Origin of the sequence: Streptomyces achromogenes subsp. achromogenes, assembly GCF_000720835.1 — a bacterium.
Classification (GTDB): domain Bacteria; phylum Actinomycetota; class Actinomycetes; order Streptomycetales; family Streptomycetaceae; genus Streptomyces; species Streptomyces achromogenes.
Genome location: NZ_JODT01000034.1, coordinates 114,359 through 126,389, shown reverse-complemented (window position 1 = coordinate 126,389; position 12,031 = coordinate 114,359). Strand labels below are relative to the sequence as shown.

Sequence of the window (12,031 nt, the reverse complement as noted above, 5' to 3'; positions counted from 1 at the left end):
CGCCTAAGGTGCTTGACGGACAACCGACAACCCGTCGTCAATGACCCCAAGTACCGACAAGCCGCCAGGAGGACCCGTGAAGCAGGGCGTGCAGGGCTCCCCGGGCCGGCCGGTCGCGGCCCCGGGCGGGCCCGCCCCCGCCGACCGGCGGGTTCCCATCCAGCGCTCCTCGGTGCGCGGGCAGATCCTGGACGCGCTGCGCACCGCGCTGGTCACCGGCGACCTGAGGCCGGGCGAGGTGTACTCGGCTCCGGTGCTCGGCGAGCGCTTCGGCGTCTCGGCCACGCCGGTACGGGAGGCCATGCAGCAGCTCGCGCTGGAGGGCGCCGTCGAGGTCGTGCCCAACCGCGGCTTCCGGGTGGTCGAGCGCGGGGCGCGGGAGCTGGCCGAGCTGGCGGAGGTGCGCGCGCTCATCGAGGTGCCGGTGATGGTGCGCCTCGCCCGCACGGTGCCGGCCGAGCGGTGGGCCGGGCTGCGGCCGCTCGCGCAGGAGACGGTGCGGGCGGCGGCCACGGGCTGCCCGGCGGCGTACGCCGAGACCGACCGCGCCTTCCACGGGGCGCTGCTCGCCCTGGCCGGCAACGAGCAGCTGGTCCGGATCGCCGAGGACCTGCACCGGCGGGCGCAGTGGCCGCCGGTCCGGCGGGGCAGGGCCGCGCTGGTCGCCGACGCGGCCGAACACGTGGCTCTGCTGGACGCGTTGGCGGCCGGGGACGTGGAGGCGGTACGGGGGCTGGTGCGGCGGCATTTCGCGGGCGTGTGCTGACACGTTCCCCGGGCTGCCCGTGGACCACGACGGTGGGGCGCATCCCCGTAAGGGGCGCGGGGAACCGCGCGACCGGCCACGGCGGACCCGCACCCGGCACCGTACCCGGACCGCCCCGCCCCCGTCCCGTCGGCCGCTCCTACGCCGTGGCCACCCCCGGTGCCGGCGGCGCCAGTTGGCGTGCCAGCCAGGTCGGGACGCCCCCCAGGAGCCGGAACAGCCGCCGGGCCTCCTCACGCAGCCGGGACGCCTCCGGTTCCTCCTCGGTGTCGGCCAGGGACACCAGCGCCGGCGCCGTGCCCACCAGATAACCCAGCTCCTCCCGGATCCGCAGGGACTCGGCGAAACCGTGCCGCGCCTCGGCCAACTCCCCGTCCCGCAGGGCGAGTCCGGCCAGATGCCGCCAGGTGAACGACAGCAGCAGGGCGTCGGCGTGCGCGCCCGCCGCCGCGTGCGCCCGGCGGTACGCGGCCCGGGCCGCCTGTGGGGAGCGGGTCAGGTTCTCGGCGACCAGCCCCCGGCGGAAGTCCAGCAGCGCCCGACCCCGCGACCCCGGAGGCAGCAGCGCCGCCGCCCGGCCCAGCGCGGCCCGCGCCTCGTCCGCGCGGTCCCGGACGCCGTGCAGCGTGGCCGTGTAGGCGAGCTGGCCCCGCTCGCAGGCGGCGGCCCCCCGTTCGTCGTCGGTGTGCGCCAGCGCCTCCGCCGTGCGCAGCGCGTCCTCCGCCTCGGCCCAGCCCCGCTCGGTGTACAGGCACCGCTCGACCAGCAGCGCGGCCCGCTGGAGCGCCGGGGCGGCCCCGTCGGCCGGCAGCAGGGCCGCCGCGTCGGCCCAGCAGGCCCGGCTGCGCAGCCGCCATACCGCGGTCTGGACAGGATCGTCATCGGTCGTTCCATCACCAGACATGGCGGTATGCGCCACGTTGCCCTCCCCATGCACGCCATCGAGCTGTTGAGTGGTGGCCGCATTCCAGCACCAATCGCCGGGCCCGGCCAAGAGGACGGGTGAAAAATTTCACAAAGTAGGGGGACGCGGACGAGGCCGGGCCGCCCGCCGCGCGCCCCCCGCCGGCCTCAGCTCATGCGCAGGGCGAGGAAGAAGTCCAGCTTGTCCTCCAGCCGGGACAGGTCCCGTCCCGTCAACTGCTCGATCCGCCCGACCCGGTAGCGCAGCGTGTTGACGTGCAGGTGGAGACGGGTGGCGCAGCGGGTCCAGGAGCCGTCGCAGTCCAGGAACGCCTCCAGCGTCGGGATCAGCTCCGCCCGGTGCCGCCGGTCGTAGTCCTTCAGCGGGTCCAGCAGCCGCGCGGTGAAGGCGCGGCGGACGTCGTCCGGGACGAACGGGAGCAGCAGCACATGGCTGGCCAGTTCCTGGTGGCCGGCCGCGCAGACCCGGCCGGTGCGGGCGGCCGCGACCCGGCGGGCGTGCCGGGCCTCCTCCAGGGCGCCGCGCAGGCCCTCCGCCGAGTGCACGGCCGCGCTGACGCCGAGGGTGAGCCGGCCGTCGTCGTCCAGGCCCGCCGACAGCGGCTCGCGCACCGCCTGGAGCAGCGAGTCGGCGAGCAGCCCGGCCTCCGAGCCGTCGTGCTCGGCGGCGACCGAGGGCAGCGGGACCAGGGCGACCGCCTCGTCCCCGGTGTGCGCGACGGCGATCCGGTCGGAGGGCTCCGGGCCGGTCGCCAGCGGGTCCACCAGCACCTCCTCCAGCAGCGACTGGGCGACCTGGCCGCCGTCGATCGGGTGGCCGCCCTCCCACTCCACGCGGGCCACCACGACCTGCCAGTGCGGGGCCGCGCCGAGCCCGGGCAGCAGCACCGGCGCCGCCACCCGGAGCCGGGCGGCTATCTCGGCGGGCGCGGCACCGGTCTGCACCAACTCCAGCACCTCCTGGGCGAGCCGGCGCCGGACCGTGCGGGCCGCGTCCCTGCGGTCGCGTTCGACGGCGATCAGCTGGGTGACGCCCTGGAGCAGGTCCAGCCGCTCCCCGGGCCAGTCGCCCGCGTCCGCCTCCACGGCCAGCAGCCAGTCCGACAGCACCGTCTCCCGCACATCGCGGGCGGCCTGCGGGGAGCGGCCGGAGGAGCGGATGGGGAACAGGGAGTACGTGGCGCCGTGCAGCTGGACCCGGTGCGGGCCGCGGCGGCCGGTGCGGCTGGCCGCCAGGTGCTCGGCGGCCAGCCGGGTGCAGGTCTCGGCGGGCAGCGCCGGGCCCGCCACCTTGGAGCCGGCGATCAGCCGGCCGGTGGGGGAGAGCACCCAGGCGCGCAGGTCCAGGTCGGAGCCGAGCAGGTCCAGGACCACGTCCGGGCCGCCGCCCGCCGGGCCCGAGGTCATCATCCGGCGATGCCGGTCCACCACCGCGGCCAGGTCTCCGGCCCGCTCGCCGGAGACCTGCCGGACCACGTGCTCGGTGATCGTGGCGAACGCCACCGACTCGTGCACCGCGAACAGCGGCAGCCGGTGCCGGGCGCAGGCCAGCACCAGGTCCTCCGGCACATCGCCCAGCTCCGCCTCGCCCGCCGCGAGCGCCGCCACCCCCGCCTGGGTCAGGATGCGGACGAAAGGTTCGGAGTCCGCGGCGTCCCTGCGCCAGGCCAGGCCGGTCAGCACCAGCTCGCCGCCGGAGAGGTAGCGGCTCGGGTCGCGCAGGTCGGTGGTCATGACCCCGCGTACCGCGCGGTCCAGCTCGTCCTCGCCGCCGAGCAGCCGCAGGCCCAGCGCATCGGTGTCCAGCAGTGCGCGCAGCCGCATCTCGTCGCCGCCGTTCTTTGTCTCGAAACCTACGATGGAACTTGGGAGGTGGGCCCGGGGCCGTCCCCGGGGCATCCGGAACCGGACGCCCGGGTGGCGTGGCGCGGTTCTCCGCGCTGTTTCCCGCGTTTCCCCAGGGAATCGGAGAGGTTACCGAGGGCCTCCGTTCATACGAATCTACAAGATGCCCGCCCTGGCCAGCCAACTCCTTCATGGTTTCGGTGACTGACCGGTCCGGAGTACCGGGCGGTCTACTGGGTCCACTCCGCGTGAACAGCACATGAACGAGCCGCGCCCGAACACCCACGGATTGGCTCGATCCGCACGACTCACGAGACGAAGAAGAGAGCCGGTCATGGACTTCCTTCGCCCCGCCAGCCGGGAGGAGGCGCTCGCCGCGAAGGCCGGGCACCCCACCGCTGCGCCGATCGCGGGCGGCACCGATGCCATGGTCGAGACCGACTTCGGCCACCGGCGGCCCGAGTACCCGCTCGACCTGCACAGCGTCGTCGGACTCCACGAGGGGGAGACCGGCGGGCAGGGCGCGCGGCTGGGCACCCGCGTCCCGTACGGCGAGCTCATGCGGAGTCTCCGTACCGAGCTGCCGGGCCTCGCGCCCGCGCCGTGGATCCGCCACCGCGCCGTGGCCGCGGCCGGCACCGGGCCGGGTTCGGCCAAGGTGATCGAGCCGGCCCGCGCCAAGGACATCCGCAAGGTACTCGACCCGCCCGCCGTCACCGGCCGGATCCAGGGCGGTACGGCGGCCCAGGACCCGGGCGCGGCGGCGATGGAGGAGGAGATCCTCGTCGCTCCCAGGACGGCGAGGGTCCGGAACCCCTCCCTCCCGGACCACCTGGTCCCCACCATCCTCGGCACGCCGGCCCCGCCGGTCGGCGTGCTCGGACTCGCCGACGAGCACGCCCCCTACGGGCCGCGCGACGCCGGCGAGGCCCCGCCCCTGTCGTCCTCCCCGGCCGTCCTCGCGGCGATCCGGGACGCGACGGGCTTCGGGCCCCACCGCACGCCGGTACGTCCCGAGCACCGCACGGGAACCGCGTAACCCCCAGGGGCTGCGACCGGTGCTTCTCCGGGGGACTTGCTCCCCCGAACCCCACTGTTCGTCTCGGGCCGTCCCCCGGGTCGTCCAATCCCAAATCCCGTGCGGCACAGCGTCGCACGGGTGTCCCTATGAACCTTGGGAGTTGGCCCATGACCCATCAGTCAGTGGAGCCCAGGACCGCCGCCGAGGACGCGGGCGAAGGCAGCCGCGTCCCCGCGGGCCGGTCCTGGCTCGACCGGTACTTCCACATATCCAGAAGAGGATCCACGGTCGCGCGGGAAGTGCGCGGCGGCATCACCACCTTCATGGCGATGGCGTACATCCTCCTGCTCAACCCCCTCATCCTGTCCGGCAAGGACGCGGCGGGGGACACGCTCGGCCAGAAGGCTCTGATCACCGCGACCGCGTTCGCGGCGGCCTTCACCACGCTGCTGATGGGCTTCGTCGGCAAGGTGCCGCTCGCCCTCGCCGCCGGCCTGTCCGTCTCCGGCGTCCTGTCCACCCAGGTCGCCCCCGAGATGACCTGGCCGCAGGCCATGGGCATGTGTGTGATGTACGGCGTGATCATCATGCTGCTCGTCGTCACCGGCCTGCGCGAAATGATCATGAACGCGATACCGCTCGCGCTCAAGCACGGCATCACGATGGGCATCGGCCTGTTCATCGCGTTCATCGGTTTCTACAAGGCCGGCTTCGTCCACCAGGGCAAGGGCGGCCCCGTCAGCCTCGGCCCCGCCGGTGAACTGACCGGCTGGCCGGTGCTGTTGTTCGCCGGCACCCTGCTGCTGATCTTCATGCTCCAGGCCCGTAACTTCCCCGGCGCCATCCTCATCGGCATCGTCAGCGGCACCGTCGTCGCCCTGATCCTGAACACCGCCGGTGTCATCGACCCCGAGCAGTGGGCCAACGGCACGCCCGAACTGCACGGCAGCGCGGTCTCCATGCCCGACTTCTCGCTCTTCGGCGACGTCGAGTTCGGCGGCTGGGGCGAGGTCGGCGCGATGACCGTCGGGATGATCGTCTTCACCCTGGTGCTGGCCGGCTTCTTCGACGCGATGGCCACCATCATCGGCGTCGGCACCGAGGCCAACCTCGCCGACGACAAGGGACGCATGCCGGGCCTGTCCAAGGCGCTGTTCATCGACGGCGCCGGCGGTGCCATCGGCGGTGTGGCGGGCGGCTCCGGCCAGACGGTGTTCGTGGAGTCGGCCACCGGTGTCGGCGAGGGCGCCCGCACCGGGCTCGCCTCGGTCGTCACCGGCCTGTTCTTCGCGGCCTGCCTGTTCTTCACCCCGGTCACCGCGATCGTGCCGCAGGAGGTCGCCTCCGCCGCCCTGGTCGTCATCGGCGCCATGATGATGATGAACGCCCGGCACGTGGACTGGGCCGACCGCGCCACCGCCATCCCGGTGTTCCTGACCGTCGTGCTGATGCCGTTCACGTACACCATCACCACCGGTGTCGCCGCGGGCGTCATCTCCTACGTCGCCATCAAGGTGGCCCAGGGCAAGGCGCGCGAGATCGGGGCCTTCATGTGGGGTCTGACGGTGGTGTTCCTCGTCTACTTCGCCCTCAACCCCATCGAGGGCTGGCTGGGCGTCCACTAGCCCGCCCGCACCCTCCACGCCCCTCGCCGGACCGACAGAGCCGGTCCGGCGGCGGTACGTGGAGGGCGCCGTACACGAGCCGTGCCGACGAGCGCCGACGGACGGGCGACCGTCCCGTCCCGAAGCGCTTCCGGCCCGGCTACGGGGATGCCCTCGCCGCCGGCCCGACCCGGGGCGGCGCCAACGGCATCCCCGCCGCACCGGCCGGTCGGACGGTCCCGCCCGGCCGGTGCGCGCGACCGCGCCGGCCGTCGCCGCCAGGGGGAGGCGTCGACGGCCGCGCGGATCGCCGAAGGCGTGTACGAGAGGTCTGCGACAGAGGCACGGCAGGACCCAGGCCGGGCGGTCCGCTCAGGGGTGTGCCAGCAGCCGGTCCGCCGCGCGGCCGAACAGCAGGCGGGACGCGCGTTCCAGGGCTCCGTCGAAGAAGCGCGGCAGGAAGGCGACCCGCAGGTCCTCCCGCCACACCACCCGGCTGCCGCCCCCGGGGCCGGGCCGGACCTCGATCTCCGCCCAGCCCAGGACCACCCGTCCCCGCTTCTCCAGCCGGCACATCCCGCCCGCGTCCCCGGCCGGCGGGCGCCAGAGCGTCACCTCCATCACGTCGTCCACGGTGAACGGACCGAGCCCGGACCGGGCGACGAACCGCGTGCCCGTGTGATGCGGCGGGGGTGTGAGGACCCTGACCCGGGTCAGCGGGACGGCGTCGGCGTGGCGTGGCCACTCGGTGAGCCGGCGCCAGGCCTCGTCCGGCGGGAGGGGCACCGTACGGGTGAGGGAGAAAAGGGGCACGGCACGATCGTAGGCACCGCCGGTCCGCCATGCCGCGGCACCTTGGCCGAGGGGGTCACGGGCGGTACACCTTGCCGGGCTCCGCCTTGCCGGGGGCCAGCAGCTGGGGGACCGTCACGAAGACGTAGCCGCGCTGCTTGAGCGCGTCGATGATGCCGGGTACGGCCGGCACGGTCCCCGGGTAGATGTCGTGCAGCAGGATGATGCCGTCCCGGGACGACTGGTCCAGCACGCGCTGGGTGATGAGCGCCGAGTCGTTGGTCGTGTAGTCCTTGGCGGTCACGCTCCACAGCACCTCCGCCAGGCCCAGCTCCTTGCAGATCTCGTGCACGTTGGAGTCGGTGCGGCCCTGCGGCGGGCGCATCAGGGTCGGCTTGTGCCCGGTGAGCTTCTCGATCGCCTCGTTGGGCCGGTTCAGCTCCTCACGTATCTCCTTGTCCGATATCTTGGTGAGGATCTTGTGGTCCCAGGTGTGGCTGGCGACCTCGTGGCCCTCCGCCGCCATCCGCTTGACCAGCTCCGGGTACTTCTCGATGTGCCGCTTGCCGAGCAGGAAGAAGGTGGCCGGCACCTTCTTCTCCTTCAGGATGTCGAGCAGCCGCGCCGAGTTCTCGCTGGGCCCGGCGTCGAAGGTGAGCGCGATGCACTTCGCCTTGCGGCAGTCGACGGTGCCGAACTTGGCCGGCGCGCCGTGCGCCGCCTCGGCGCGGACGGTGCTCGGAGCGGTGGTGTCGACCTGGGCACAGCCGGCCAGGGTCAGGGTCAGGCCGGCCGCGGCCGCCGCGCAGGCGAGCGCCCGGCGGCGCAACCTCCGGCCCGTTCCGTGCATCTTCCTGGGCGCGTGCTGTGGCGTGGCGATCGTGTCGGTCAAGAGAGGCATGCCGGGACTATACACTGCGTGTATAGCGCAAACGTTCGAGGCCCTGGGGTGATACCGGGCAAAGACCCCGTGCACACCAGTAGTACCGGCCGGGTACTCCGAGTAACCTCAAGAACCATGACGCGCACGGGGGAGCGAGTCGGCACGGCACGATTACGGACACCCGCCTGGATCGCGCGCATCGAGACGCCGGACGGGCGGGTCCTCGGTGCGGGGGTGCTGCTCGCCCCGGAACGGGTCCTGACCGCCGGCCATGTTGTCCGCCCCGGCCACCACTACACCGTCCGCCTGGTCGGCGTGCCGGGCCTGGGCCCCGTCACCGCCACCGTCGACCCCGACGAGCACGTGCCCCAGCGCGAGGACACCTTCGGCGACCGCAGCGGCGACCTCGCCCTGCTGCGCCTGGCACCGCCCCTGCCCGCCGCACACACCACCCGGCTCTACCGCCTCGCCGCCCCGCACGGACCCGTCAGCATGTACGGCTTCCCGGACGGCGACGACGGCGGGCGCTGGCACGGCGCCACCCTGGTCGCCGCCCGCGGCCGGGACAGCCAGGTGCAACTGCGCCCCCTCACCCCCGGCGAACTGGCCGCACCCGGCTTCAGCGGCGGCGGAGTCGTGGACCACGCCACCGACCAGGTCATCGGCATCGTCCTCAGCGTCGACGACGGACCGGGCTCCGCCTTCAGCTACATGAGCCCCACCGAGACCATCCTCAGCCACCTGCCCCAGGTCGCCGTCTGGACCCACGGCGCCGAGGCCGTCGATCCCCGGCTGCGCACCGGCACCGGCCCCGCGGCCGGCCGGCTCGACGTGCCCTTCGCCACCGAACTCGCCTCCTGGTTCCGCGGCGAGGGCTGGCCGGTGCTCGTCACCGTGGTCCCCGCCGGCGGCGACCGCGCCTTCACCCTCCAGCGCGCCGTCACCCTCGCCGACCGCGAACTGCGCACCCACCGCAACACCAGCGCCGTCAGCCACGACCCGCCCGAGACCGTGCCGCCCGCCGGCGCCCACGACCTCGCCCTGGACGTCGAGGAACTGACCACCGCCCAGGTCATGGACCGGATCGCCGAACGCCTCGGCATCCGCGACGACCCCCGCCCGGAACGCCTCGGCACCCTGCGCCTGCCGCTCGCCGCCGTACTGGCCGGTGTCGACGAGGCGGCCGACCCCGACGCCCTGCTCGCCCTGCTGGACCGGCTCGCCCGGCAGGGCGCCCGGCTGCTGCTGGCCTTCCGCACCCCCGGCGAGCGCGCGGCCCGCGCCGCCGAACTGCTCGTCCACCGCCCGCTGCGCGACCGCTGGGCCCGGCTGCGCACCGAACTCGACCGCATCACCGAGGACCTGGGCCCGGCCCTCGACACCCGCCGGGACCGCGTCCTGCCCGGTCCCGGCACCCGACCGCTGCTCGACCGGGCCGAGGCCGGGGTGCGGCGCACCCGGATGCTGCGCGCCTGGGTCGCCCACACCCCCGACCCGGAGCGCGACCCCACCGCCGCCACCCTGCTGTTCACCTTCGAGGACGCCGTCGCCCGCCGCCGGCGGCGGCTGGAGAACGCCATCGGTCTGCTGGACGCCCGGCTGCGCCGCCGCGCCGAACTCCTCGGCCGCGTCGGCGCCGAATGGCCGCTGTGCCGGCAGCGGGCCGCCGCGCACGGCGACCGGGTCATGACGGCGTACCGGCTCTACGAGGAGGCGCTGTCGCTGCTGCGGCAGACCCCCTGCGACATCGAGCGGGCCGAGACCGCCGTCGAGCGGTTCGTCGGCTTCTGCTCCACCACCGCACCGGAGGAGGAGGGCGCGTCATGACCTCGTGCGTCCGGCCCGGCTGCGCGGGCCGCATCATGGCCACCGGCTACTGCGACACCTGCGGCCACCGGCACACCGAATCCAGCACCGAATCCCGCACCGGGCCCCACTCCGGGCCCCACTCCGGGACCCGTACCGGGCTCCACTCCGAGCCCCGTACCGGGCTCCACTCCGAGCCCCGTACCGGACCGCACCCCCGCCCCCGTACCGCACCGCCCGGGCGGTCCACGGGCGAGGCCGGCGCCGAGGAGCCGCCCGGACCGGCTGCCGTGCACGCCGTCGCGGGACTCGGCGAACTCGACCAGCACGGACTGGTCGTCCTGCCCGAGGTCCCCGCCCCCGACGACGTCCTGCTCACCGACCCGCGCCCGCCCACCGGGGGCCGCCGCTGCGGCGCCGGCGGCTGCACCATGACCATCGGCGTCGGCTACGGCGGCCAGCCCGCCCGCCCCACCGGCCGCTGCCCCCGCTGCGGCACCCCCTACTCGCTGCTGCCCCAGCTCGACCCCGGCGACATCGTCGCCGACCACTACAAGGTGCTCGGCTGCCTCGCCCACGGCGGCCTCGGCTGGATCTACCTCGCCGAGGACACCCGCGCCGACGGCCACCGCGTCGTCCTCAAGGGCCAGATCAACGTCCACGACGTCCTCGCCCGCCACACCGCCGTCGAGGAACGCCGCTCCCTCACCGCCCTGCACCACCCCGACATCGTCCGCATCGTCACCTACGCCGAGCACCAGAGCGCCGGCCACCCCGCCACCGGCTACCTCGTCATGGACTACATCGGCGGACGCTCCCTGCAACAGCTCATGGACGCCGACGACATCGAACGGATCTTCCACGGCCGCCCCCGCCTCGACCACGTCCTCACCTACGGCTGCAAGATCCTCGGCGCCCTCCAGTACATGCACGAACGCGGCCTGCTCTACTGCGACATGAAGCCCGCCAACGTCATCCACTTCGGCCGGGCCGTCAAGGTCGTCGACCTCGGCGCCGTCCGCGCCATCGGCGACCGCGCCTCCGCCTACGTCTACACACCCGGCTTCGCCCCGCCCAAGGAGGAGGTCGACCGCCGCGGCTGGCAGGTCGACAGCGACCTCTACACCGTCGGCATGACCCTCCAGGCCCTGGCCCGCGGCACCGAACCCGCCCGCGGCCTCGCCTCCGACTCCTTCCGCCGTGTCATCGCCCGCGCCACCGACGCCGAACCCCGCGCCCGGTTCCGCTCCGCCGCCGAGATGTCCCGCCAGCTCTGGGAGGTGCTGCGCGAGTTCCGCGCGCTCAGGTTCGGCGAACAGCTTCCCGAGAGCTCCACCCTGTTCCGCCCCTCGGGCGCCGGCCTCGACGCCGGACTCGGCTCCATCCCCGCCCTCGCCCACTGGACCCGCCGCACCGGCGACCGGCCCGCCGCCCTGGACGTCTCCCCGCCCCACCCCGCCGAGGTGGCCGGCGCCCTGCCCGAACCCGTCCCCGACCCCGAGGACGGCGCCGCCCTGCTGCTCGACTCCTTCCCGCCCGACGCCCCCGACCGGGTCGCCCGGCAGTGGCCCCGCGAATCCCGCCTCGGCACCCCCGAGACCGCGCTGTGGCTGTGCCGCGCCTACCTGCGCAAGGGCGAGCAGCGAGCGGCGGAGAGCTGGCTCGCCGAGGCCGAGACCCAGCTCGGCGAACGCGCCGCCGCGCACGACTGGCGCATCGCCTGGCACCACGGCGTGCTGCACCTCAGCAAGGGCGAGGTCGACCTGGCCCACGCCCGCTTCGACGCCGTCTACCAGGCGCTGCCCGGCGAGTACGTGCCCAAGCTCGCCCTCGGCTACTGCGCCGAGCACACCGCCGGCACCGGCCCGGCCCGCGCCATGCGGTACTACGAGGCCGTCTGGAAACGCGACTTCGCGCACACCGCCGCCGCCTTCGGCCTGGCCCGCGGCCACCTCGCGGCCGGCGACCGGGACGCCGCCGTCCACGTCCTCGACGAGGTCCCCGCCACCTCCCGGCACCACGACGCCGCCCGCATCGCGGCCGTCCGCATCCGCGCCGGCATCCTGCACGGCGTCCCGCCCACCCCGGCCGGTCTGCGCGACGCCGCCCGGCGACTGCCCGAACTGCGCCTGGACGGCGGCGCCGCGGACGGCGAGTCCCGGGCCCGGCTGATCGCCGAGGTCCGCGAGAACGCCCTGCACAGCCGCCCCGCCCAGGGCTGGGGCCCGGGCTTCCCCGCCGAAGACCTGCTGGGCGACGGGGACGAGGACGGACTGCGCACCCGGCTGGAGCAGTCCTTCCGGCAGCTCGCCGCGCAGGCCCGCACCGCCGGGGAACACGGCCGGCTGCTCGACCTGGCCCACGCCGTCCGGCCGATGACCACCTTCTGA

At 74.5% G+C, this 12,031-nt stretch carries 8 protein-coding genes and 2 pseudogenes; 6 read left to right on the top strand and 4 right to left on the bottom strand.

The genetic code is table 11. The annotated features are described in order from the left end of the window. Nucleotides 1–76 precede the first annotated feature (76 nt). Nucleotides 77–766: a GntR family transcriptional regulator gene (locus tag IH25_RS0129600; RefSeq protein WP_078844485.1), complete on the top strand. Its 690-nt coding sequence runs from the start codon at nucleotides 77–79 to the stop codon at nucleotides 764–766. Nucleotides 767–905: 139 nt separating this feature from the next. On the opposite strand, the gene IH25_RS0129595 is transcribed toward IH25_RS0129600, so the two are convergent. After that, a complete protein-coding gene (locus IH25_RS0129595; RefSeq protein WP_037655836.1) occupies nucleotides 906–1,670 on the bottom strand; it encodes a hypothetical protein in 765 nt (254 codons plus the stop codon). A 167-nt stretch (nucleotides 1,671–1,837) separates the two neighbouring features. Further along, nucleotides 1,838–3,514, bottom strand: coding sequence for a PucR family transcriptional regulator (locus IH25_RS0129590; protein WP_030617356.1), 1,677 nt, complete (start codon nucleotides 3,512–3,514; stop codon nucleotides 1,838–1,840). Between the two features lie 280 nt (nucleotides 3,515–3,794). Here IH25_RS0129590 and IH25_RS42590 point away from each other — a divergent pair. From IH25_RS42590 to IH25_RS0129580, 3 genes and pseudogenes are all read left to right on the top strand, one after another. Then, nucleotides 3,795–4,118: pseudogene (locus IH25_RS42590) on the top strand (FAD binding domain-containing protein); the annotation flags it as partial. Nucleotides 4,119–4,148: 30 nt separating this feature from the next. Further along, nucleotides 4,149–4,574, top strand: a pseudogene (locus IH25_RS42585) (xanthine dehydrogenase subunit D); the annotation flags it as partial. A gap of 149 nt (nucleotides 4,575–4,723) precedes the next feature. Then, a complete protein-coding gene (locus IH25_RS0129580; RefSeq protein ID WP_030617350.1) occupies nucleotides 4,724–6,181 on the top strand; it encodes an NCS2 family permease in 1,458 nt (485 codons plus the stop codon). A gap of 351 nt (nucleotides 6,182–6,532) precedes the next feature. On the opposite strand, the gene IH25_RS0129575 is transcribed toward IH25_RS0129580, so the two are convergent. Both IH25_RS0129575 and IH25_RS0129570 read right to left on the bottom strand, forming a co-directional pair. Further along, nucleotides 6,533–6,973 carry an SRPBCC family protein gene (locus IH25_RS0129575; RefSeq protein WP_030617348.1) on the bottom strand — a complete coding sequence of 147 codons (441 nt, stop codon included), beginning with the start codon at nucleotides 6,971–6,973 and terminating at the stop codon, nucleotides 6,533–6,535. A 55-nt stretch (nucleotides 6,974–7,028) separates the two neighbouring features. Further along, nucleotides 7,029–7,802, bottom strand: coding sequence for a polysaccharide deacetylase family protein (locus IH25_RS0129570; protein WP_051754189.1), 774 nt, complete (start codon nucleotides 7,800–7,802; stop codon nucleotides 7,029–7,031). A gap of 168 nt (nucleotides 7,803–7,970) precedes the next feature. Here IH25_RS0129570 and IH25_RS0129565 point away from each other — a divergent pair, with 168 nt between their 5' ends. Continuing rightward, nucleotides 7,971–9,662: a trypsin-like peptidase domain-containing protein gene (locus IH25_RS0129565; protein WP_030617342.1), complete on the top strand. Its 1,692-nt coding sequence runs from the start codon at nucleotides 7,971–7,973 to the stop codon at nucleotides 9,660–9,662. After that, nucleotides 9,659–12,031 (top strand): serine/threonine-protein kinase, encoded by a 2,373-nt coding sequence (locus tag IH25_RS0129560; RefSeq protein WP_030617339.1) that lies wholly within the window; start codon nucleotides 9,659–9,661, stop codon nucleotides 12,029–12,031. The genes IH25_RS0129565 and IH25_RS0129560 overlap by 4 nt, the downstream gene beginning before the upstream one ends.